This window comes from Thermodesulfobacteriota bacterium (genome assembly GCA_031082315.1).
Taxonomy (GTDB): Bacteria; Desulfobacterota; QYQD01; order QYQD01; family QYQD01; genus QYQD01.
Window position 1 is genome coordinate 103,913 of the sequence record JAVHLC010000005.1, and the last position, 22,452, is coordinate 126,364.

The 22,452-nt window shown below is 50.1% G+C and carries 23 protein-coding genes; 4 read left to right on the forward strand and 19 right to left on the reverse strand.

Annotation, left to right across the window (positions count from 1 at the left end; all coding sequences use genetic code 11):
• Positions 1-12: 12 nt before the first annotated feature.
• The 4 genes from RDU59_06325 to RDU59_06340 all read left to right on the forward strand — a co-directional run bounded on the left by RDU59_06325 (position 13) and on the right by RDU59_06340 (position 2,591).
• Entirely contained in the window at positions 13-717 is a 705-nt protein-coding gene (locus RDU59_06325) for a PaeR7I family type II restriction endonuclease (protein ID MDQ7838090.1), read from the forward strand.
• A gap of 4 nt (positions 718-721) precedes the next feature.
• Positions 722-1,630 (forward strand): site-specific DNA-methyltransferase, encoded by a 909-nt coding sequence (locus RDU59_06330; protein ID MDQ7838091.1) that lies wholly within the window; start codon positions 722-724, stop codon positions 1,628-1,630.
• A gap of 306 nt (positions 1,631-1,936) precedes the next feature.
• Positions 1,937-2,170: a hypothetical protein gene (locus RDU59_06335; GenBank protein MDQ7838092.1), complete on the forward strand. Its 234-nt coding sequence runs from the start codon at positions 1,937-1,939 to the stop codon at positions 2,168-2,170.
• Complete coding sequence (locus RDU59_06340) at positions 2,160-2,591, forward strand: PIN domain-containing protein (GenBank protein MDQ7838093.1); 432 nt, start codon at positions 2,160-2,162, stop codon at positions 2,589-2,591. The genes RDU59_06335 and RDU59_06340 overlap by 11 nt, the downstream gene beginning before the upstream one ends.
• A gap of 113 nt (positions 2,592-2,704) precedes the next feature.
• On the opposite strand, the gene glnD is transcribed toward RDU59_06340, so the two are convergent.
• The 19 genes from glnD to RDU59_06435 form a co-directional block, all read right to left on the reverse strand.
• The gene (gene glnD, locus RDU59_06345) at positions 2,705-5,404 is read right to left on the reverse strand and encodes a [protein-PII] uridylyltransferase (protein MDQ7838094.1); all 2,700 of its coding nucleotides are present in this window, start codon (positions 5,402-5,404) and stop codon (positions 2,705-2,707) included.
• Between the two features lie 5 nt (positions 5,405-5,409).
• Positions 5,410-5,748, reverse strand: a complete 339-nt coding sequence (locus RDU59_06350) for a P-II family nitrogen regulator (GenBank protein MDQ7838095.1) — start codon at positions 5,746-5,748, stop codon at positions 5,410-5,412.
• Between the two features lie 24 nt (positions 5,749-5,772).
• Positions 5,773-6,996, reverse strand: a complete 1,224-nt coding sequence (locus RDU59_06355) for an ammonium transporter (protein MDQ7838096.1) — start codon at positions 6,994-6,996, stop codon at positions 5,773-5,775.
• A gap of 86 nt (positions 6,997-7,082) precedes the next feature.
• Entirely contained in the window at positions 7,083-7,310 is a 228-nt protein-coding gene (locus RDU59_06360) for a hypothetical protein (GenBank protein MDQ7838097.1), read from the reverse strand.
• 89 nt (positions 7,311-7,399) lie between these two features.
• Complete coding sequence (gene nifA / locus RDU59_06365; GenBank protein MDQ7838098.1) at positions 7,400-8,950, reverse strand: nif-specific transcriptional activator NifA; 1,551 nt, start codon at positions 8,948-8,950, stop codon at positions 7,400-7,402.
• Positions 8,940-9,677, reverse strand: coding sequence for a hypothetical protein (locus RDU59_06370; protein MDQ7838099.1), 738 nt, complete (start codon positions 9,675-9,677; stop codon positions 8,940-8,942). The genes nifA and RDU59_06370 overlap by 11 nt, the downstream gene beginning before the upstream one ends.
• A gap of 29 nt (positions 9,678-9,706) precedes the next feature.
• The gene (locus RDU59_06375; protein MDQ7838100.1) at positions 9,707-10,855 is read right to left on the reverse strand and encodes a glutamine amidotransferase family protein; all 1,149 of its coding nucleotides are present in this window, start codon (positions 10,853-10,855) and stop codon (positions 9,707-9,709) included.
• A 29-nt stretch (positions 10,856-10,884) separates the two neighbouring features.
• Entirely contained in the window at positions 10,885-12,141 is a 1,257-nt protein-coding gene (locus RDU59_06380; protein MDQ7838101.1) for an FAD-dependent oxidoreductase, read from the reverse strand.
• A gap of 4 nt (positions 12,142-12,145) precedes the next feature.
• Positions 12,146-12,580, reverse strand: coding sequence for a 4Fe-4S dicluster domain-containing protein (locus RDU59_06385; protein ID MDQ7838102.1), 435 nt, complete (start codon positions 12,578-12,580; stop codon positions 12,146-12,148).
• Between the two features lie 12 nt (positions 12,581-12,592).
• Positions 12,593-14,116, reverse strand: a complete 1,524-nt coding sequence (locus tag RDU59_06390) for a glutamate synthase-related protein (GenBank protein ID MDQ7838103.1) — start codon at positions 14,114-14,116, stop codon at positions 12,593-12,595.
• A gap of 233 nt (positions 14,117-14,349) precedes the next feature.
• Entirely contained in the window at positions 14,350-14,745 is a 396-nt protein-coding gene (locus RDU59_06395) for a phage holin family protein (GenBank protein ID MDQ7838104.1), read from the reverse strand.
• Positions 14,746-14,979: 234 nt separating this feature from the next.
• Entirely contained in the window at positions 14,980-15,621 is a 642-nt protein-coding gene (locus tag RDU59_06400; protein MDQ7838105.1) for a YkgJ family cysteine cluster protein, read from the reverse strand.
• Positions 15,622-15,873: 252 nt separating this feature from the next.
• Positions 15,874-16,308 carry a universal stress protein gene (locus RDU59_06405; protein MDQ7838106.1) on the reverse strand — a complete coding sequence of 145 codons (435 nt, stop codon included), beginning with the start codon at positions 16,306-16,308 and terminating at the stop codon, positions 15,874-15,876.
• Between the two features lie 294 nt (positions 16,309-16,602).
• Positions 16,603-17,316, reverse strand: coding sequence for a hypothetical protein (locus tag RDU59_06410; GenBank protein ID MDQ7838107.1), 714 nt, complete (start codon positions 17,314-17,316; stop codon positions 16,603-16,605).
• A 3-nt stretch (positions 17,317-17,319) separates the two neighbouring features.
• Entirely contained in the window at positions 17,320-18,582 is a 1,263-nt protein-coding gene (locus RDU59_06415) for a sulfite exporter TauE/SafE family protein (protein ID MDQ7838108.1), read from the reverse strand.
• Positions 18,583-18,722: 140 nt separating this feature from the next.
• The gene (locus RDU59_06420; GenBank protein ID MDQ7838109.1) at positions 18,723-19,133 is read right to left on the reverse strand and encodes a response regulator; all 411 of its coding nucleotides are present in this window, start codon (positions 19,131-19,133) and stop codon (positions 18,723-18,725) included.
• Between the two features lie 16 nt (positions 19,134-19,149).
• A complete protein-coding gene (locus RDU59_06425; protein MDQ7838110.1) occupies positions 19,150-19,659 on the reverse strand; it encodes a CBS domain-containing protein in 510 nt (169 codons plus the stop codon).
• A gap of 191 nt (positions 19,660-19,850) precedes the next feature.
• Positions 19,851-21,251 carry a sigma-54 dependent transcriptional regulator gene (locus tag RDU59_06430; GenBank protein MDQ7838111.1) on the reverse strand — a complete coding sequence of 467 codons (1,401 nt, stop codon included), beginning with the start codon at positions 21,249-21,251 and terminating at the stop codon, positions 19,851-19,853.
• Positions 21,233-22,345: an ATP-binding protein gene (locus tag RDU59_06435; GenBank protein MDQ7838112.1), complete on the reverse strand. Its 1,113-nt coding sequence runs from the start codon at positions 22,343-22,345 to the stop codon at positions 21,233-21,235. Before RDU59_06435 ends, RDU59_06430 begins: the two co-directional genes overlap by 19 nt.
• Positions 22,346-22,452: the final 107 nt, after the last annotated feature.

Consider the following 22,452-nt stretch of genomic DNA (forward strand, 5'->3'; position numbering starts at 1 on the left):
GTTATGACCCAAATGGACAATCAAACTGCAAGAGCGGTAGCCCACTACTGGAAAACAAGGGCGACTCAAAGGCAAAAACAGGAGACGGGGGGAAAGGCCGATCAGGGTCTCCGAAGTGCCGTCACCGGCGGTGCCCAGATGGACGGGTTTATTGACCTTTTCACCACACTCATCACACAAGCCGGAATCCCCCTCCGCTATGTATTTCAAAAGAAGACTGTTGAACTTCCCGGTTTTTTCCGCCCAACCAAAGAATGGGACCTGCTAGTCATCCGTGATCAAACATTGATTGCCGCCATTGAAGCTAAATCCCAAGTCGGGCCGTCTTTTGGCAACAACTTTAACAACAGAACGGAAGAAGCAATGGGTAGCGCCCTTGACCTTTGGACGGCTTTCCGCGAGAAAGCATATCTTGATAGTCCACAGCCATTTCTCGGCTACTTTTTCATGCTTGAAGATTGTGAGGCATCCAACCGCCCTGTCGGTATCAAAGAACCTCATTTCAAGGTATTTCCGGAGTTTGTTGACGCATCGTACATGCGACGGTACGAGTTATTCTGTAGGAAACTTGTTTTGGAACGTCACTACACAGCCTCTGCCTTCATTACTTCATCCATTCAAGACGGTCTCAAAGGTATGTTTAAGACGCCTGCGGATGACTTGTCGGTCGACCGTTTTGCAAAAATTCTTGTTGCCCATGTGGCGACTTTCCTGTGAACTCATGCAGCCCACATTTCACAGACTGATTAATGGTGACGCAAGGGACTTGTCTTTCTTAGAAGATGAGTCGGTGCATCTTGTTGTCACATCTCCTCCTTATTGGAACCTCAAGCGTTATAATGAGAACCCTGATCAACTTGGCCATGTTCAAAACTACGAAGCATTTCTCACAGAATTGGAAAAAGTATGGCGCCACATATTCCGTGTTCTCGTTCCGGGTGGTCGTTTGGTTTGTGTTGTCGGGGATGTCTGTGTGTCACGCCGCAATTTCGGGCGGCACCTTGTCTTTCCGCTTCATGCCGACATCTGCGTGATTTGCCGGCGTATTGGTTTTGATAACCTTAATCCCATTGTGTGGCACAAGATTGCCAATGCTTCATACGAAGTTCAAAACGGATCTAAGTTCCTTGGTAAACCTTACGAACCGAATGCAATCATCAAGAATGATATGGAATTTATTCTTATGCAGAGGAAGCCCGGCGGATATCGAAAGCCTACGGAGTCACAACGCGAAGCCAGCAAAATAAGCAAAAAGGAGTTTGATCGCTGGTTCCAGCAAATCTGGAATATCACAGGAGTTTCTACCAAGCAACATCCTGCACCATTTCCTCTAGAACTGGCTACACGCTTGGTACGGATGTTTTCCTTCTCCGGAGATACGGTACTAGATCCATTCTCCGGTTCAGGTACAACGATGGTTGCGGCCCTGAAAACAGACCGCAACAGTATCGGCATTGAAATTGATCCTGAATATTGTAGGATGGCAGCTAGATATCTGAAAGCAGAAACCGCTGATTTCTTTTCAAACGCCAAGCTCCTTTTCGAAAAGGTCACTGTTGAGAAAACTTGCATGGTCAGGGAAGATCAAACACTGTATGAAGTAAAACCCACGAAGAAGAAACTGGCATAGGCCAACATGGCAATCCAGCCGACTCGTTACACTCGCACTCGCGTCTGATTTTTGTGTTCGTCTAAAGACGGGGAGACGGGAACGTCCACAAAATTATAAATTTCCAGGTAGCGCGTCAGCTTTCCCCGCACCTATTGCGACACAGCCTCTTAATGGGGGAGGGCCAGGATTTCCGGATGAAAGCTGTTCAGAGGCGGCTCTTATCTTTCATCTGTTTGCCCCTTCGATTACAGTAACTTTTATGTTGACTTCCAGAATTCTACGCCTTAATATTACACATAATATGTGGACACAGGGAGGACAGCTATGAAACGCAATGTGACTCTTGCTCTGGATGAAGAGCTTCTTCATAGAGCCAGGATAGTATGTCAAAAAAAGAGAACAACTCTGACCCAGGTTATCCGAGATCGATTGGAAGATCTGGTTCGCCAGAATGAAGAGTACCAGAGCGCTATGGAACGAATCATTGCCCGAATGAAAGAACGACCTATCAAAGTCGGAAAAAAGACCTGGACCAGAGAGGAGCTTCATGCGCGATAGCCTCTTTTTCGATACCAATATTTTAGTTTATGCCTTTGACAAGACTGACCAGAAAAAATATGAAATTGCTTCCCGTTTGGTAACGGAATCCTTCCAAAAGGGAAACGGAGTTATCAGTGCCCAGGTCTTGAAAGAATTCTTTGTCACGGTTACTCGCAAGGTTCCTGAAAAAATGAGTGTAGATGACGCGGAACAGACCATACGCGACTTTTCTGTTTGGAAAGTGGTTGACACTACCGTTCCCTTGATCTTAAAAGCGATTGGATTCCATAAACAGTTTGATTTTTCTTTTTGGGATGCCACGATTGTGGCTGCCTGCCACCTTGCAGGTTCTTCTGCTCTTCTATCAGAGGATCTGTCCCATGGTATGTTGATTGAGAATATCCGGATTATAAATCCATTCCGTGCAGACCAGCCCTAATAAATCTCCCTCATCCTCTCAAGGCATTGGTGGTAATCTTAAGACCGGGCGGGGACTGATGTCTCTTGCGACTGTTGGGGATAGATAGTGAGGTTAATCCGGGCCGCGGGCCATCAGCCTGTCTTTTTATGCCCTTCCAATTTAAAAAGCAGGGCCTTTTTGACCTCTTCACATTGTTCCGGATGATATATCTTTTGTCCATATAAATCCCGAACATAAAATACATCCACCACCTGGTCCACCTTGGTAGATATCTTGGCCGATCTGATGTCCAGCCCCATATCAAATAGCGTCCGGGCAAGGGAGTAGAGGAGCCCGGGGCGGTCGTTTGTATAGACTTCAATAACCGTGTAGAAGTCCGAGCCTTCATTGTCGATCACTACTTTTGATGAACGTCCGCGTTTTTTAGCCTGAAGTGATAATGGCGTCGTCTTTTCGGCCAGTCGATAGTCAAATGAAAGCCTCCCGCTTAAGGTCTTTCCCAGGTCTTCTGCAACCTTTTTCCATCTTATTTCACCTGAAATCCCCCCCAGCCCCCCTTTAACAAAGGGGGGTAAGGTGGGATTATTTTCATTGTCCTTTGTGTCGTCATGCAACATGTGTGTTTCGTCGGCGGGCTCTTCGATAAGTTCTCTAACCTGAAAGATATCTACCGCTATTCCATCGCCCCAGGTAAAAATCTGTGTCCCAAGGACATCGAGGTCGTTTAAGGCCAACACCCCTGAGATCTGCGCAAAGAGTCCAGGCTTATCTTCGGCCAGGACAGTCAGCTCCCGAAAACTATTTCTCGCTTCTATAAACAGGGCAAATTTCTTATCGCTAAGCTCTTGGGCTAATTGAAGATGCCTTAGAATCTTGTGCGGTGTTACAGTAAGGAGATAATCTCCCGGCATGTTCTCTATGTGCTTCGACACGGCAGGATTCTTTAGCTCCGGCGTTAAACCGTCTTTGACCTGGGCCAGGACTTTTCGTATCCTTGCTGTGGTCTGTGGAGTGGCTAATTCGCCTCGTTGCAGGATGTGTTTGATTTTGAGGTAAAGTTCGTCCACCAGAGCCGCTTTCCAGGCTGTCCAGGCCAGGGACCCGGTCGCTTTGGAATCGGCTATGGTCAGAAGATAAAGCATATTAAGCCTTTTTATATCCTGAATCTTTTGGGCGCATTCCACGATGATCTTTTCATCTTCCATATCCCGGCGCGTGGCTATCTCAACGAGAAGAAGGTGATGGCGGACGACAAAAACCATATCACGCATAACATCCTCCTCCAGACCCATTCTTCCGGCGATTTTCGGGATCAAATCCGCCCCTTTTTCGGCATGGTTATGGCCTATACCCTTGCCGATATCATGTAGCAGCGCGGTTAGAAAGAGGTACTCAGGTCTGTCTATCTCAGCAAAGGGGTATTTGTCTTCTTCACGCATGAGGCTTAATTCCAGAAAGGTCAACAGGGAGTGCTTATCCACCGTGTAAATGTGATAGGCATCGTGTTGAACCTGGCAGCGGATATTCTCAAATTCAGGTATATATAGGGCCAGGAGGCCGGTTTGGAGCATAACCTCCAGTTGTTTGAAGGCGGACGAACCCAGCTTCATAAGGTTGAGCATAGACCGGCTGGTCTGGCGGGAAGAACGGAATGAGTCGTTGACCAGGCATAGGTTATCTCTTATGAATTGGCCGGTCCGCGGGTGGATTTCTGCGCCGTATCTCGCTGCGTATTCAAAGATCTTTAACAGCAGATAGGGCTTTTTGACTAAGGCCTCGGGCCTGTCTATCCTTATTTCTTCCTTGTAAATAGATACATCTTTTTCCAGGATACGATCGGGTAAGTCCACGGTTTTGGCGTGAGGCTTGATCTTTAAGGCGTGCAGGATACGGTCAAAAAACAAAGAGGAAATATATTCGATGGTAGAGGCGTGTAGGTAGAATTCCCGCATAAGTCCTTCTACCTCGAGAAAATCTGCCCTTGCGGCAAATTCGAGTGCGCCGGCCATGTCTTCCTGATATTCAAAACAAAGTTGATCGTTTTTTCTGCCACTGAGGATATGAAGCCGGTTTCTTATCCGCCAAAGGAAATCGAGGGACTGCTCCAGGGAAGTCCGGTCATTCTGAGAGAGAAGGGCGGCATTGACCATTTCCTCCAAGGTGGACAGATTAAAGAGGGCCTTAGCCGTCCACAGGATGCTATGGTAATCTCTCAGGCCGCCCTTTCCCTCCTTGATATTCGGCTCCAGGAGGAAGGCCGCCTCGCCGTATCTCTGATATCGTTTCTGATTTTCTATCAGGATATTTTCTAAAAATTTTTTCCTTTGTCCTTCGATAATCCTTTCATGGAATCTCTTTTTGAATTTTCCAAAAAGCTCTCTGTTCCCGGCCAGGCACCGTGCGTCCAGAAAAGATGTCTGGGTGTGAAAGTTTTCCCCCGCGATGTCGATGCAGTCCGTTACGGTCCTGACGCTGTGTCCGATCTCCAGGCCGGCATCCCAAAGGGGATAAAATATTTCTTCGGATACGAATTCTACCACCGGACCTGCCCCCCCGGTGCAGAGAATCATTAAATCGATATCAGAGTAGAGCGCCAGTTCGTTTCTTCCATAGCCGCCGACAGGGACAAGGGTTATGGAACGAAGGCTTCCCGTATGGGTTTTTTGCCATTTTCTCTCTGCCTGATAGAATACAGAGACCAGGAAGACATCCGTTATTACCGATAGTTCACGAACCGCTTCCCTGCCTGGGAGCTGTGGGTCTTGCGAATTCCTTACGGCCTCACGCTGGTCTTTAAGATGCCGGATATGCTCCTTAAGTGACTTTTCCATTGGCCTCAGACAGCATCGTTGCCCTTTTCTCCTGTCCTGATCCGAATCACCTCATCTATGGAATAGACAAATATCTTGCCGTCGCCGATTTTTCCAGTCTTGGCGCTCTTTATAATAGTTTCCACCACCCGCTCGACCATCACATCATCAATGACCACCTCAATCTTGATCTTGGGCACAAAGTCCACCACGTATTCAGCCCCGCGATAGACCTCCTTGTGGCCCTTTTGACGTCCAAAACCCTTTACTTCGGTAATGGTCATGCCCTTTATTCCGATTTGGCTTAGGGCATCCTTTACCTCGTCAATCTTAAATGGCTTAATAATCGCTTCTATCTTTTTCACGGCCTCCTCCTGAGCGCTTGGTCTTTATAAGTTGTACGCTGTTTCGTTATGCTGGGTGAGGTCAAGCCCGCTCACTTCGTCTTCAGGGCTGACCCGCAGGCCCATTATCCAATCCAGCGCCTTCAATATGATAAGGGACATGATAAAGGCATAGCCGATGGTTACAATAACCGAGAGGGCCTGGATGCCCAGTTGGCCTGGATTGCCGAAGAAAAGGCCGTTCGCGCCGGCCGCATTGATGGCCTTGTCCGCAAAAAGTCCGGTAGCCAGGGCCCCCCATGCGCCTCCCACACCGTGGATGCCTACCACATCCAGGCTGTCATCGTAGCCTAATTTAGTTTTTATGACGATGGCAAAGTAACAGAGAACTCCGGCTACCATTCCGATAATAAGGGCCGCCGGCAGGCCGACAAAACCGCAGGCCGGGGTGATGCCTACCAGGCCGGCCACGGCCCCGCTCGCCGTTCCCAGGGTAGTGGGCTTACCGCGGTATATCCATTCCACGATTGTCCAGGTCAAGGCCGCTGAGGCTGCTGCTGCGTGTGTGGTAACAAAGGCATTGACGGCCAGCGGGCCGCAGCCAAGGGCGCTCCCGGCATTGAAACCAAACCATCCGAACCACAATAAGGCGGCGCCCATGATGGTCATGGGCAGGTTATGGGGATGCATGGGTTCCGTGCCATAGCCTTTTCTTTTCCCAATGAGCAAGGCCGCGGCCAGGGCAGAAGCGCCGGAACTGATGTGAACGACCGTTCCGCCCGCAAAGTCCAGGGCCCCGAGGTTTCGTATCCACCCGCCTATTCCCCAGACCCAGTGGCAGATGGGGTTATAGACCAGGGTCACCCATAATATGGTGAAAAGCAAAAATGCGCTGAACTTCATGCGTTCCGCAAATGCGCCGGTAATCAGGGCCGGGGTTATTACTGCGAACATCCCCTGAAATATCATGAATGCAAGATGCGGTAGCGTTTCAGAATACCCGGCAAAAGATGACAAACCCACGCCGTTCAACCCGAACCAATCCAGGCCTCCGATCACCCCTCCCATATCCGGGCCGAAGGCCATGCTATACCCCCAGAGTACCCATTCTACGCTGATCAGCGCAAGTATCACGAAACTTTGCATAATAGTCCCCAGGACATTCTTGCCCCGGACCATGCCCCCGTAGAAGAACGCCAGCCCTGGGGTCATAAACATGACCAGGGCTGCCGAAAGCAAAACAAACATAGTATCTACAGAGTTAACCATAACCACTACTTTCCCCTTTCAATGTTTTTGATTGAGGATAAAAGCACCATCCATGCCATCCTAAAAAAGGTAGCAGAAACAGACAATTAAGTTTTTGTCAGATGGTTATTCACAAAATATTTTTTACGGTTTTGTGATAAAGGCAGCGCGCTTTTTACAAAATTGTAATGAACATGCATAGCGAGTGCATTCCCCGCTGCTTGCAGCGGGGTTAGCGAGCGAATACGATGCATTTTACCTTGCATACGGAGATTCCCCGTCCGCCCAAGGTCCGCCTGCGGCGGACGGGGAGCTTCAATGTCTGCCCAGTGCATTCAGGAGAGATTATCCTTGCCTTTTTCCGGCGGGCTTGCCTTGTGGGCGGCAGGGGAGGGCGGTCGGGCGCAGAGATATGTCTTGAGATTTAACTCACCTTGAACTGTTTTGGGTCCAGTCCATACTTGTGAATCTTGTAATTCAGAATACGCAGGCTCGTATCCAGGTATTGAGCCGCCTGGGACTGATTGCCCCTGGTCTCTTTTAATGCCTCTATAATCATCTCTTTCTCAGTGTTATCCACCGCTTCGGCCAAGGAGAGGCGACTATGGGTCCTGGAGCTGCCCGGCGTCTGTAACGTCGGAGGAAGATGGTAGCTCTTTATAACCTCTTCATCACAGATCAGGATGGCCCTTTCCATACAGTTTTGAAGCTCCCGAACGTTGCCCGGCCAGTGGTATTGCATGAGCATATCAATGGCCGGGGTGGAAATACGGCGGATGTTTTTATTGTTTTCGCGGCAGAACCTTTCTAAAAAGTGTTCGGCCAAGAGCAGAATATCAGTTCTCCGTTCCCTTAATGGCGGTATATGGATGGGAAAGACATTGAGGCGGTAGTAGAGGTCTTCCCTGAACGTTCCTTTGCTGAGCGCCTCTTCAAGATCCTTATTGGTTGCGGCAATTATCCGAACGTCACAGTGAATCGTTTGCGTGCCGCCCAGGCGCTCGAATTCGTGCTCCTGGATGACGCGCAGCAACTTGACCTGAATGTTCTGGCTGAGTTCACCCACTTCATCCAGGAATATAGAGCCTCCTTCGGCCAGCTCGAAGCGTCCCTTTTTTTGATGGATAGCCCCGGTAAAAGCGCCTTTCTCATGGCCAAACAGTTCGCTTTCAATGAGGGTTTCCGGCAAGGCCGAGCAATTGACCTTAATAAATGGTTTATGGGCTCGGCGACTGTTATAGTGGAGGGCATTGGCCACCAGTTCTTTGCCGGTGCCGCTCTCCCCCCGGATGAGTACTGTAGCGTTGCTTCCGGCCACCCTGGAGATCATCTCATAGACCTCCTTCATCCGGCTGCTGTTTCCCACGATATGGGAAATACTGTACTTGTCAGTCAGCCGGTGCCTCAACTCCAGATTTTCGTTGATCAGGAGTTCCTTTTCTTTCTCCATCGTCTGTATCTTGATTACTGTCTGGGCAATCAGGGAGGAAATGATGGTCAAAAGTCTCAGGTCTTCATCTAATGAGACATCTGTCTGGAAGAGCCTGTCCACACTTAAGGCCCCTACCGTTTTCCGGGCGGCCTTTATCGGCACACAAATAAAGGAGATATCCTGCTTGGCCAGATCCCCCCGGGAGCGGGTTCGATTAAGAAATAAGGGTTCTTCACTGATCCTGGGGACAACCATAGGCTCTCCGGATTCCACTACCTTGCCGGTGATCCCTTCGCCTAGTTTGTATCTGCCGCGTTTGCGGGCCTCGGCAGTCAATCCATGCGCTACTTCAATCTGGAGCTCGGAGGTCATGGGATTGAGAATGGTAATTGTACCCCTGGTCATACCCAGTTTTTTTGCCAGTATGTCGAGGGTGCTATGCAGAGAGTCCCTCAGGTACAGAGAGGCGCCTAAGGCCCTGGCAATCTCGTATAGGCAGGTAATTTCTTCTATCTCACGAGATGTTTTTCTGTCAATACGCATACATATTCCCATAAGGTCGGTGTGAGAAAGGGACTACTTTCTTGAATGGCACAGATAACACCTTTCGAAGATCAATATCAAGGTCTTCGCAGTATTCCTTAAGATACATTTTAAGGTTTTTTTGGTCCTCGTTGTCTAACTCTTTGGGAATTAGCCCAAATCCCAGTTGATGAGGATCGACCTCGCCCCGGACGTATATAACCCCCCCGTGCATTCCGGTGCCCATAAATATCCCCGCTATGGGCCTGGCGGCATCCTGGCTGAACATACCCAGGAGGATGATTACTCCTCCAGCCATGTATTCGCCAAGAAAATCACCGGCCTTGCCGCCGATAACGATCACCGGGATCTTGTCCTGGTAGGCTTTCATGTGGATACCGGCGCGGTAGCCGGCGTCGCCTTTGATATGAATCCTCCCCCCCCTCATCCCGTAGCCTACGACATCTCCTGCCATGCCTTCGACAACGATCTTGCCGACGTCCATGGTGTTGCCCACCCCGTCCTGGGCATTGCCGTGGACTACGACGTGTGGTCCCTTCATGAAGGCCCCCAGGTCTTGTCCCGGAACGCCATAGACCTCCATGCTGATTTTTTTGCTTATGCCATCCGCGATGTAACGCTGGCCGTTGACATTTCTCAGGATAAAATTTTCCTCTCCATTCCCTACGGCCTTTCTTATCATATCGTTCAAGTCTTTATAGTAAATTCCCTGCGCGTTAATTTCCATAGGGTTCTCTGTCTTGTCTCTCATAAAAATTACCTTGCTCCGGCACAGGCCGGGCTTATCCTGGGCTGTTTTTTCGTCGTGGAAACGCCCTTGTCCATAGTTACAATAACCGGCTCTCCGGCCTTGGGCGCCCAGACCTTTTCCGGATCAGGGCAGATAGCCCGGATAGCCGATTCTTCGCTGGCCATATAAACCGTGTCCCCCTTGACGGCAGCGACCAGGGGGCGCAGCTTTACCCGATCATTAAGGCCCACCAGACCCCCGTTGTAGGCAAAGAGGATGGCAAAGGGGCCGTTTAACAGGCCGCTGCCATAAACCATACGAATAGCCGTAAAGAGCCTCTTTGATTCTTTGTCCATCCGGTCGATTTCCTGCCAGAATGGCGGGGCAAAGACCTTGCAGGCCAGTTCTACAGGCAACCCATGCCTTCGGATGATGAGATCAAGGAGATAGGCCACTACTTCTGTATCCGTAAGCAGGGTGCAGTGGTACCCGAACATCTCCAGATAACGCTTGTTGATGCCGTAGGAAGAAATCTCGCCGTTGTGCACGATTGACCAGTCCAGGATGGTAAAGGGATGAGCGCCGCCCCACCAGCCCGGGGTATTGGTCGGGAACCGGTTATGGGCCGTCCAGATATAGCCGGAATATTCGTCCAGGCGGTAAAAGTCCGCGATATCTTCCGGGAAGCCCACGCCCTTAAAGGCCCCCATATTCTTGCCGCTCGAAAAGATATAGGCGCCTTTAATGTCCCGGTTAACATTCATAACCACGCGGACTATATAGTCATCGTCACTCAAGCCCGGCCAGCGGCATATCCTGTCCCCTTCCTTCACCGGTTCAACAAAATAGCGACGCAGGATAGGCGGGTCGGTAATGTATTTGCTGGGCCGGGTCGGGATCTTTTCCTGATGCACGATAGATACGGTCTGGTTTAAGAAACCTTCAGCCGCATGGAGGGCGTCAAGATTATCCGCCATAATGTGCAGGGCGTAGTGATCCTTAAAATCAGGATAGATACCATAGGCGGCAAACCCTCCGCCCAGGCCATTTCCTCTGTCGTGTTGACAGGCTATAGAGCAGATAATGCCTTCACCCGTGATCCTTTCCCCGTTTTTATTGATGATTCCGGAAAGTCCGCACCCGGAAATGTCCTTTTGATACTGCCAACTCTTCATGATCGCGTGGTTCCCCGTACAGTTTTTAATTAGTTACTTAACCGCTCCGCGCGTATTTCCCCGGGCAGAGAACTAAGGCTAAGGGTATCTTTCATTAATTCTTCTTTAAAGCCGCTAACGTCCACTTTGTTTCTGATCAGGCCGGTCAGTATCCCCGCCCTTTCTACCTCGCCAATCAGCATGGCGCCGACCAGTATCCCATCTCTGAGTACCAGCTTCCGATAGACATTCTTTTCAGGGATAAGTTTGGTTATGACCTCATAGCCGGGACCGGCTGGATTGGCCGTACCCATGGACATGGTGGGAATACCATAAAACTCAATGGAATTCATGGGAAGCCCGCCCTTATAGGTCACTCTGGCCCCGGCCATATTCCGGCCGGCATACTGCCCCTGGGTATAGGCATTGGGCCAGATCGGCACTACACGCCTTTCACCGGAGAGAAGATCAAGGGCCTCGGCTACGTCTCCGGCTGCGTAAATACCGGCGACAGAGGTCTCCAGATAGTCGTTGACCACTATGCCGCGATTTGTCTCTATGCCGGTTCCCTTAACGATATCCTTGTCGGGGATAACCCCGATGGCTATTACTACAGCCTCGCAACTCCGCTTTTGACCATCATTCAGTTTAATGCCTTTTACCCGGTCATTTTTGCGTACGATCTCTTTAACTGAATTTTCGGTTATGACCTCTATACCCGCCTCGGCTAAACGGTTGCCGATGATGCTCCCGGCTGTCTGGTCAAAGGCGGTGCTCAATATGCGGTCGGCCAGTTCGACTACAGTGACCTTAAGACCCCGATCATGGAGGCTTTCTGCGGCCTTAAGACCGATAAGACCCCCGCCGATCACCACGATTTGTTTTATTTTGCCGACCAATGCGTCCAGCTTCCTGGCATCATCAAGGGTGGTGAAGGTATAGACATCAGGTCCGTCTTTGCCCTGGATGGGCGGGATAAAAGGCTTCCCTCCCGTGGCGATGAGGAGTTTGCCGTAGGGGACTTTGTCTCCATCTTCCAATAGCGCCCGGCGCGCTGCGACATCGATTTTTGTGGCGGTGCGTCCCAGCAAGAGGGTTACCTTATTATCGCAATAGAATGCCTCCGGGCGGTAGGCCAGGTCTGCCTCACGTATCTTTCCACGCAAAAGGTTGGCGATAAGGGGGCGACTGTATGTGGCATAGGGTTCAGCGGCAATGATAGTAATCGGATTTTGCCGGTCTGTCTGACGAATCCCTTCTACCGCCCCTATGGCCGCTACGCCATTTCCAATAATGACATATTCCATGAATCTATTTCTCCTCGTAAAGTAGGGCCTCGTTGGGGCAGGCGGAAACACAGGCCGGCAGATCGCGGTCCGGACAGAGGTCGCATTTTATCACCTTCCCCCGGTCTGTGTCCCTTTTGATAATTCCATACGGACAGGCCATGACGCATGACCAGCAGCCCACACACTTTTCCGGTATGTGTTTTACTATCTCGGTCGCTGGATCCTTGACTATGGCCCCGGAAATACAGACCTGGACGCAAGGCGGCTCGTCACAGTGACGGCAGTGGACAGAGAACGAGACCGGGCCGCATTCTTCCACGACATTGCGCGCCGGCCTTTTCGCTTCCTGCTTAAAGGCCCTTATGATGTCTTTGGATATGGAATGTTCAACGATACAGGCGATTTCACAGAGCCGGCAACCGATACACACGTCTTCCCTTGCATAGACCTTTTTCATCTTCGCGCACACCTATGCCCCGGCATGTTTAATGCCAAGGATATTTAATTCCACTTCATTCAGCCCTACGCCGCGAAGCTTTTCGCGGTTACCCCGCAGGCTCTCGATGGCATTGAGACCCATGCCGCCCAGCATCTCCTGAATTTCATGCCCCCAGGCCCGGACCAGGTTGGCCAATCTCCGGTGGGCGATGTCCGGATTGATCCGCTTGGCAAGATAGGGATCATTCGTAGCGATACCCCAGGGGCATTTACCGGTATAGCAACGCTGGCATAGAGTACAGCCGACGGCGATCAAGGCCGCCGTCCCGATATATACCGCGTCTGCGCCGAGGGCGATGGCCTTTACTACATCGGCGCTGCAGCGGATGCCGCCCGCCGCCAGCAGGGAGACGCGGTTTCGTATCCCTTCCTGCCTCAGTCTTTCGTCAACAGAGGCCAGGGCCAGTTCAATGGGGATGCCTACATTGTCACGGATCATAGTGGGGGCGGCTCCGGTGCCTCCCCGGAATCCATCTATGGCGATGACATCTGCTCCGGCCCTGGCTATACCGCTGGCGATGGCCGCGGAGTTATGAACCGCGGCAATCTTTACAAAGACCGGCTTTTCATAATCGGTGGCCTCTTTAAGGGCGTAAATGAGTTGCCGCAGGTCTTCGATGGAGTAGATATCATGGTGAGGCGCGGGTGAGATGGCGTCGCTCCCCTCCGGGATCATCCTGGTGATGGAGATTTCTTTTCCTATTTTTTCGCCGGGTAAATGGCCGCCGATACCGGGTTTTGCCCCCTGGCCGATTTTGATTTCGATAGCCACACCGGCATTGAGGTACTTGCTATCCACGCCGAAACGACCGGAAGCGCACTGAACAATGGTATTTTTACCGTATTTATACAGGCTTTGATGCAGGCCGCCCTCGCCGGTATTGTAAAGAATCCCTAATTCTTCCGCAGCCCGGGCCAGACCGACGTGAACATTCAGATTGATAGATCCATAGGACATGGCCGAGAACAGGATAGGGTAGTTAATCTGCAACTGCGGCGAAAACTGCGTTGTGAGTTTAGGCCTGCCTTTTTTCATCTCTATTTCGACAGCATCCGGTTTAGAGCCGAGCCAGGTCCTGAGTTCCATCGGTTCCCGGAGGGGGTCAATGGAGGGGTTGGTCACCTGACTGGCATCTAAGACCATACGATCCCAATAGACGGGGTAGGGATAAGGGTTGCCCATACCGGTCAAAAGGACGCCGCCGGTATCCGCCTGCTTATAAATATTTTTGATAAACTGCGGGGCCCAGAGGGCGTTTTCTCTGAATTCGGAAGGGTTTCTCCTGATAGTCAAGGCCCCGGTGGGGCAGAGGGCCTCGCAACGGTGGCAGCCGACGCATTTGGTTTCATCTTCGGTAACGCGTCCTTCTTTTTCATTGTAGATATGCGCGCCGTAAGAGCACTGACGGACGCAGACCTGGCACTGGATGCACTTTTCCGGATCACGCTCGATGATGAAGTCGTGGTAATTTTTAGTTATTGGCTGGTGTAACACTTTTATGTGCTCCTTAGAGACCGGCTATATAGGATATGCGCATTTTTGTGCATACATTAATGCCGTCAAAATTTCTTCCCGGGGAAATAAAAAAACGTCCGCTGGATACGCGTATAAATAATAAGTCCAGTGGACGCCTTTGTCTACCTCTGAAATACCACTCCGTACCCCAGATATAGATACAATTACTGCAATATACAATTTTGTCAACAAGTTTGTTATCTAATTCACATTTACTCCCATTGCCCGTTCCGGCCTTTTTTCATCTCGATGTGTTCAATCTTTCCCCGGGAGTTAATGAATATGTTCATTATCCAGCTTACGGTACTTATAATCAAGGCGCCCCAGACCGCCGGCCAAAAGCCCTGGACCTCAAAGCCCTTAAGTATGGAGGCTACGATTTTGAGCATAAGGCCGTTTATGATAAAAGTCAGAAGCCCTAAGGTAAGGACGTTTAGAGGGAGGGTTAAGATCAGTACAACCGGACGAATAAAAGTGTTCAGTATTCCAAGGATCAAGGCGCCGACCAGGGCCGGTAGAAATCCGGTGATCTCTATCCCATCTACCACATGGGCAGCGAGGAAAAGGGCGCCGGCGTTTATGATCCAACGGATGAGAATGCCTTTCATTTTGTTACCTGGAGTTCATCCGGTCTGCGACCAGCCATAGGCCGGAAGCCCCGGGATTTACCTCTTGATGGGGAAAGTATCCAGACAGACAGATTCTATCCACTTTTCTATCTGGTCCTGATAGGCTTCTTTTTTCGTCTCTTGTCCGCAATCCTTGCAGACTACCCGGGCATTGTATCACTTTCCCAGGATAGCGGCTTCTCCACCGCAGAAGATGCAAGTCAGTTTTTCCATTTACGATGTCTCCTGTTTCTCCATGGACGTGATCATGTCGGCAATGGTCATCTTGATACGTTCGCCAAAGCCGATTTCCTGGCGTAGTTCCTGCTCCAGCCTGGCCAGATCTCTATAAAATCGGCTGCGGTCAAGCTCACGGCGGGCGGGCTTCTCTATAGTATGCCCCGGCGCATCTCCGACCGGCGGGACCAGTTTTGGACAGCCTTCACCCCGAACCAGCGCCAGGTCCGGCCTGCGATATGAGTGTGGGACTCCGTGCAGCCGGCATATCATCGGACGGAAGGCATACAGGCCGCAGAGACCTCTATCATTGAGCGGGCACATCAGGTCAATTTTTTTCCCCTCAGCCTCCAGCCGGTCGCGGTCCTTTACAAATTCACGGGCGAGACGCCGCACCTCATTTTGTCTTTCCGGGCTGAGGGTCTGGAAGCCCTTCGCAAGGTAGAGATACTCCGCCACCGTATAATGGAAAAAGTAACTCGTGCAACAATTGCCGTCACAACCCGCACAGGAGCAGCCATAGTAAGCTGTTATCTCATCGTAAGCCTTGTCCATGGCCTGGTAGATAGTCTTCAGGCGCTCCATGAAACGGCCAAGCCCCCGGGCCAATTCTGTTATTGCCAGTTGTACAGATGACATTGATAAATTTTGTGCCAGTTTACAAAATGAACGATAAAGTAAAACACCCACATTTAAATTAATATAACATATTTTTTATCAATAAAAAATCACATATGAAACACATATGTCGCATAGCGACATAAAGGACAATGAAAATAATTTATTACGCCACAGTCGCAAAAGGGGGAGAATTACGCCCCCCTTTGCAACAAAAAGGGTCTCCGGTGAGAGAGACCCTTTTTGTTGTAGATATTTTGCTGGATGCCGTGCCTATTTTTCCATCCTTACCACCAGCACCGAGCAGGGGGCGTGATTAACCACCCGCGAGGCCACGCCACCCATGATAAAACGGGCCGTAGCCCCTAACCCGCGGCTGCCTACGGCAATAAGGTCAAACTTGCCCTTTTTGGCCGTCGAGATGATAGCATCGGCTACCGAGGTTGATGCCATCATGAGGGTCTTTGGAATTAATCCCGTTGTACCAAGCACTTTTTCGGCCTGTTCCAGGACATTTTCTCCATAAGCCGTGGTTTTCTGTTCCAGGGATTCCCGTTCACGGGCCGTATATTCGATATCTATATCGGCAATAGAGGGCGTTACCGTCATAAGGGTCACCTGAGCGCCCGTGGCCTTGGCCAGCTCGGAGACCATCTTGACCGCCTCCATGGCATATTTGGAACCGTCGATCGGCACTAATATCTTCATTTTTACCTCCTGTCTTAGATTGTAGTACTGTCAAGAATCTTGCCACAGAGAACACAGAGATATCATCAGGTTAAGACAGCATCTGGTTCCTCCCTAGCTTCTCCAATGTTCTTGTTTGTCCCTATAACATGGCTTAATCACAGCCCTGGAGAGTGTACAGGTACCGGAAGTGCCATAAAACTATTTCTTTTTTCATTGCTCTGTCTTTTTCTTTTGATTTCTTTACCTTGCTCTGTGCACTCTGTGTCCTCTGTGGCTTATTTCTCATGAAGCTTTTGACATTACCAGGTTTTTTTATTCCTTCTTGGCCTTGGATTTGGTCATGGTCAGGCCCATCCCATTAAACAATTCATAGATGGAATAACCAAACCACAACGTGTAGATGACGTAGAAAACCAGCAACGCCACCAGGAGCACCACGTGGTCTTTGACTTTCTCCGGTTTTATCCCATAGAAGTTATATCCGGGCTCGATAACCTTGGTCAGCACGTCGCCCAGGAAGATCGATCCCTCAAAACGCTCCTGCTTTTCCAGCTCCTTGATCAGCTTCGTGAAAGCAGTGTGCCAGATATACATGACTTCTTTTTCATTGAAGCCGTATTTCGCGGCCACCTCGTCTCCCCGGTTGTTGAACATAAAGTCCGCGTCGTTCTCCGCAGCCAACATGGTCTTACCATAGTCGCCACCGGTCAACGTAACTTTCTCGCCCGCCACCGTAACAGTGGATCCGTTCTTGCCGAAGAGAATGGCGGCTTTTTCAGCCTCGCCGGCAGCTTTCATCTTGAAGCTCATTTCCAGCGGTTTGCCTACGAACTTCTCACTCTTCTCCATGTACTTCGGTATGAAGTTCGTCGATCCCTTGGCCAGGGAGTTGAACATGTCGTCCGCGTAGATAATGACCGTTTTGTTGTCAACAAGCGGTACAAACATGATGACGTAGAAGACAATGAAAAAGGAAATCATCAACATCAGTCCGAGATTGAATGTCTTGGGGTTTTTCACTAACATGGTTTATCCCTCCCCTCTCAGTTCTTTCATGTTTCCGAAGAATTTGCCAAAGACAAACACGCCGAAGGTCGTGACCACTAAAAAGAAGAGGACTATGCCTATGGTATCAAACATGTTGCCCATACCTTTGGATATCTCTATCCACCCCAGCTCGCCGAACTTCTTCGGAAGGGCAAAGAGCCGGTTGACAAAGCCGGCCAGAACGGCCATGGCATAAAAGGCCCGGATATAGATACCCCGGACAACCTTCGTGGTCAGAGCGCCGACCTGGATGCCGATAAGCGACCCCAGGAGCATACCCATAGCCAGGGTATAGAAGACAAAGCCGTAGATGGCGTACTGCGAGATGGAGGCGAACCCGGCCGTCATGATGATCTGGAGGATGTCCGTACCCACCGTGGTGAACGAAGACACGCCCAGCATATAGACAAAGATCGGGAAGGTCAAGAAGCCGCCGCCGACACCCATGATGGCCGCTACCAAACCCACAAAGGAGCCGCAGATTCCGACGATCCAGGCCGATATTTTCCTGCCGCCGGGAACAAGGTCCTCATCAAAGGTGAGTAGGGGAGGAATTTTCAAGGCCTGCATCTTCACCGGCAGTCCGGTCAATTCAGCCACCGGGCCGCCTCCGTGGGCCCCGCCGGTGTCGCCGGTCTTCCTGGCTTTGAGAAAGTCAGCCAGCGAGTAAATACCCAGGAAGCCGAGGAGTACCGCATATATGATGCTGATGAAGGTGTCGCTGATAACCGGGTTCATGTTGTAAAGGGCCCGGTTGAGAAGCCCGCCCGCCAATGCCCCAGGGACCGAACCAAGGACGAAGGCCACCGCCAGGCTGACAGAGACGTTACCCAGCTTCTTATGCACCGCCGTACCCATGATGGCCTTGGCAAAGATGTGGAAGAGGTCCGTACCCACCGCCGTGATACCCTTGATTCCGGCGCTCATCAGGGCCGGGGCGATGACAAAGCCGCCTCCTGCGCCAATGCAGCCCGTAATCAGGCCGGCGATGAGGCCGATAGCAATCGAGGACAGAAATATAGTAGTCGTATAGGTGGCCGGGGCGTATGCCTTCTTGCCGCCCAGGATGTGCGGAAGGTCTGCCGCCGAGGCCACCATTACGGCCAGGATCGGCAGCGACAGGGCAATTAATATCAGCAATTTTTTCCTGTTTTTCAAGATGGACAGGGACGTCTCATAGTCCCATCTGGCGTGCGCGGCGGACGCCATAACTAACGCCTGATAAATTGTTTTGAATAGTTTCATTCAGAAAACCTCCTTGCTTCGAGAGATTGAGAATCATCATAAAAATAACAGAACTTCTTTGGTATGTTTATGCCCTCCATATTTAGAGAAATCTTATTCTGACCATAAGGCCCTACCTCCTTTTAAATAATAGTGAAATTTTATGTGATAACCTGCCCTGCCGGTGGTTCTGCCCTTCTTAGCGTGGGAGAGAGGAGGCATTTCCCTACCTCCTTGCGGAGGTCCCTGGCCATGACCGGCTTAATAATATACCCGGAGACCCCGAAATCGAACCCCTTCTTCATGGCTTCCAGCTCCTCCAGATATCCCATGATCAAGATCGTTGTTGCCGGAGATATCTCCCGTATCGTTCTCAGGAGTGCAAAGTTATTGTAGAGAACCATCTGGACATCAAGCAGCATGATGGCAAAGGATATCTCCCGGATTTGACGAAGCAAATCCTCATTGTCGTCACTTGTGTAACATGAGACAGAACTGTCTCCCTCCAGTATCCTTGTAAAGAGTTCCAGAATCTCCGTCTGTCTGTCGGCGATAAGTATCCGTGGGATCAAAGTAAGATCATCTCCCCTAACAAAATTTGGTAATCAGCTCATTAATCTCCTGGATTATCCTGCCTACATCCACCAGGCCCACTACGGTATCGTCCTCTAATACGGGTAATTCCCGGCGGTTGGTTTTGAGAAACAGGTGGATAACCTTGATCAATCTGTCCTCAGGTTCAAGGCGGGGGACTTCCTTATCTGCCACATCTTCTACTTTAAGCCCGGCCAGTTTCTGACATGACTCCAGCAAAATACCGTTCCAGGTTACCACGCCCCGCTGGTTTGAACTTTTCATAAAAGACGGGCGTACGCTTTCAAGAACACATTCCAGGGTAAGCAGCCCCCAGAAAGATTGATTCTGGTCAAAAACAACAATGGCCCCGGGCACAGCACGCTTTCCGCGGACACTACAAAGCATCTTAATCGCTTCCGGGAGAGTCTGAGATTTAGCAGTAGTCAAAAAATCTTCCGACATAATCTCCCGCATACGTTTTTCAACCATCTGGTATTCCCTTTCCCATCTGCCCGCTTCCATATTCAACACTTGTGCCATCATGACAAAATAAGGTATATTTTTCTTATCTTGTTGTTATAGCGTAATAATAAACAAGCGGTAGTATCCCTACCGAAGTGGAGTTAAGGATTTAAGTGAAACATTCAGATGACAGTTGATATAAAAAATGGACGGGGTACCCAAAAAAGGAGGGAGATAGTCTCGGATAGTTATTATTCTTGCGCGGCCTTAAAACCGGCCGAATGGATGCCGTAGTCTCTCATAAGGCGGTGCAGGTACTGCCGTTTTAATCCGGATTCCATGGCAGCCCGGGATACGTTGCCCGAATGCCGGGCCAGGACGTAGGAAATATAGCGGCGGTTAAATTCTTCGATCGATCTTTCCCGGGCATCCTTGTATGGAAGGGTAAGAACCGCGTCTGTGGTTTCTTGCGGCCCTGAGACGGAATCGGCGGAAAACAGATTTTCCGTGTCGAGCCGGTTGCCTGAACAGAGTATCACAGCCCTTTCGATCACATTTTCCAGTTGTCTGATATTGCCGGGCCAGTCATGTGACTTTAAAGCGGCGAGCACCCCCGGAGAGAAGCCCTTGATGTCCTTGTTATTGAGGCTGCTGTATTTAGCCAGGAAATAGTGGGCAAGGATAGGGATGTCTTCCTTGCGGTCGCGTAGCGCAGGCAGGTGAATATGGATGACATTAAGACGGTAATAGAGGTCTTCCCGGAAGGTTCTCTCCTTGATCATTTTTAGAAGGTTCCGGTGGGTGGCCGATATGATGCGGACGTTGGCCTTAGTGATCTTGCTATCACCGACCTTTTTGAATTCTCCTTCCTGGATAACACGAAGGAGTTTGACCTGGATAAGCAGACTTAAGTCACCAATTTCGTCCAGGAATAGTGTACCGTTTTCGGCTTCTTCGATCAGGCCCTTGTGTTCCCTTATCGCACCGGTAAAGGACCCCTTCAGATGTCCAAAAAGCTCACTTTCAATCAAAGACTCAGGGAGGGCGGAGCAGCTTACAGGGACAATTTTATAATTACTACGGAGGCTCTGGGCATGGATGGCTCTCGCCACTAATTCTTTCCCACAACCACTCTCCCCGGTAATCAAGACTGTCGCGGATGTCTTGGCAACCTGGTTGATTTTTTCATAAATCTGCTTCATAATCGGACTCGATCCAATGATCGTCCCGTATTGCATAGTTTCTTCGAGTTTCTGCTTTAGGCGCTCGTTTTCAGTACGTAGTCGGTGCCATTCGAGGGCCTTGTCAATGGTGACGAGAATCTTCTCCTTGCGGAAAGGTTTGGTGATATAGTCAAAGGCCCCTTTGCGCATGGCGTCAATTGCAGTCTCGATCGTACCGAAAGCGGTCATGATAATGACCGCTGTGCTTTCATCTAATTGTTTGACTTGTTCGAGGGTACTAATGCCATCCATCCCCGGCATCTTAAGGTCTGAAATGACTAGTGCACACGGGTTCTCCTTCAGTAAGTCCATAACGGCCAGCGGATTAGAGCAGGTCAAGACTTCATAGGCGGTGTTTTTCTCTACAATCCTTCGGAGAAGTTCCAGCATATCGGACTCATCATCCACGATCAATATCCGTTCTGACATCTTGTGCTCCTTCTGAATATAGGCAACTTTATGGTAAAGTTAGTCCCCGATGGCTTGCCAGTTTTGCTTTCACAGGAAATATTCCCACCGTACTTTTGTATAATTCCATAGCTTACAGAAAGGCCCAATCCCGTCCCTTCGCCTTCCGGTTTGGTGGTGAAAAAGGGATCAAATATCTTATCCAGGCATTTTTCGTCTATGCCATCCCCGGTGTCTGAAATACGGATAAAGACGTGAGAAGACCCGTCCATCCCGGTCGAGATGCCAAGCGCCCCCCCGTTCTTCATAGCCTCAACAGCATTGGTGATCAGACTCAGAAAAACCTGTTGAAGTTGTTTGGTGTCTCCACAGATCAGGGGAAGAGAAGGGGCGAGGTCTCTCTCCACAGTAATGCCGTGGATGAGCAGGGTATGGTCTATTATACCCAGAATCATTTCCAGGGCATGGTTGACATCTGCCGACACCTCGTCTCCTTCCGCAATGCGTGCGAAGCCGAGAAGATTTTCCACCACCTTCTTACAGTACAGCCCGTGACGTTCAATGGTCCGAAGGTCCCGATGAATTAGACTCTCCGTATCTGTCTTTTCGAGCAAGAGATCACAAAAGCCCAGGATAATCGACAGGGGGTTATTTATCTGGTGAGCCACTCCCGCGGCCAGCGTGCCCAGCGAGGCGAGTTTTTCGGTGGTTATCAGTTGTTTTTCAAAATTACGGGTCTCGGTGATGTCTCTGGCAATGCCCAGGACGCCGCATACATCTCCTTTTTCATCTCTGATGGGTACCAGGTTGGCGCTGAACAAGAAGGCACCGTCTCCTTTCCGGATAGTAAATTCCGCTTTGACACTCTTTGTGCCGGCGTATATCTGGTCGATTAACCTGATCTGTTCCTGGGCATCCACCTCCGGCATGAATGATAAAAGGGAATGGCCGATAATCTGTTCGACGTCCCTGGAAAGGAATCGGGCCATCCATGGATTGATAAAGGTATAGCGGCCCTTGCGATCCAGAATATAGATCAGGTCTTCTGTCCCATCAATTAAGGCACGACAGATTTCTTCAAAGTGGGCGACTCTTTTTCGTTTGCAGTGTTTCATAACTCCAGCACCAATATCTCCTTGACTAATAAAGAAATTTAAGTAATTAATAATTTGCTTAAGTCTGTCACCTTTTACCACACATCGCCTTGGTTTTCAAATTGAAC

Bases quoted from the DNA above. Each gene is read 5' to 3' on its own strand.
- RDU59_06425 (MDQ7838110.1), bottom strand. From the start codon at position 19,659: ATGGAAGCGGGCAGATGGGAAAGGGAATACCAGATGGTTGAAAAACGT.
- RDU59_06325 (MDQ7838090.1), top strand. From the start codon at position 13: ATGGACAATCAAACTGCAAGAGCGGTAGCCCACTACTGGAAAACAAGG.
- RDU59_06400 (MDQ7838105.1), bottom strand. From the start codon at position 15,621: ATGTCATCTGTACAACTGGCAATAACAGAATTGGCCCGGGGGCTTGGC.
- RDU59_06435 (MDQ7838112.1), bottom strand. From the start codon at position 22,345: ATGAAACACTGCAAACGAAAAAGAGTCGCCCACTTTGAAGAAATCTGT.
- RDU59_06395 (MDQ7838104.1), bottom strand. From the start codon at position 14,745: ATGAAAGGCATTCTCATCCGTTGGATCATAAACGCCGGCGCCCTTTTC.
- glnD (MDQ7838094.1), bottom strand. From the start codon at position 5,404: ATGGAAAAGTCACTTAAGGAGCATATCCGGCATCTTAAAGACCAGCGT.
- RDU59_06430 (MDQ7838111.1), bottom strand. From the start codon at position 21,251: ATGTCAGAACGGATATTGATCGTGGATGATGAGTCCGATATGCTGGAA.
- RDU59_06330 (MDQ7838091.1), top strand. From the start codon at position 722: ATGCAGCCCACATTTCACAGACTGATTAATGGTGACGCAAGGGACTTG.
- RDU59_06340 (MDQ7838093.1), top strand. From the start codon at position 2,160: ATGCGCGATAGCCTCTTTTTCGATACCAATATTTTAGTTTATGCCTTT.
- RDU59_06375 (MDQ7838100.1), bottom strand. From the start codon at position 10,855: ATGAAGAGTTGGCAGTATCAAAAGGACATTTCCGGGTGCGGACTTTCC.
- RDU59_06370 (MDQ7838099.1), bottom strand. From the start codon at position 9,677: ATGGAAATTAACGCGCAGGGAATTTACTATAAAGACTTGAACGATATG.
- RDU59_06355 (MDQ7838096.1), bottom strand. From the start codon at position 6,996: ATGGTTAACTCTGTAGATACTATGTTTGTTTTGCTTTCGGCAGCCCTG.
- RDU59_06380 (MDQ7838101.1), bottom strand. From the start codon at position 12,141: ATGGAATATGTCATTATTGGAAATGGCGTAGCGGCCATAGGGGCGGTA.
- RDU59_06415 (MDQ7838108.1), bottom strand. From the start codon at position 18,582: ATGAAACTATTCAAAACAATTTATCAGGCGTTAGTTATGGCGTCCGCC.
- RDU59_06385 (MDQ7838102.1), bottom strand. From the start codon at position 12,580: ATGAAAAAGGTCTATGCAAGGGAAGACGTGTGTATCGGTTGCCGGCTC.
- RDU59_06360 (MDQ7838097.1), bottom strand. From the start codon at position 7,310: ATGCACTGGGCAGACATTGAAGCTCCCCGTCCGCCGCAGGCGGACCTT.
- RDU59_06405 (MDQ7838106.1), bottom strand. From the start codon at position 16,308: ATGAAGATATTAGTGCCGATCGACGGTTCCAAATATGCCATGGAGGCG.
- RDU59_06335 (MDQ7838092.1), top strand. From the start codon at position 1,937: ATGAAACGCAATGTGACTCTTGCTCTGGATGAAGAGCTTCTTCATAGA.
- RDU59_06410 (MDQ7838107.1), bottom strand. From the start codon at position 17,316: ATGTTAGTGAAAAACCCCAAGACATTCAATCTCGGACTGATGTTGATG.
- nifA (MDQ7838098.1), bottom strand. From the start codon at position 8,950: ATGCGTATTGACAGAAAAACATCTCGTGAGATAGAAGAAATTACCTGC.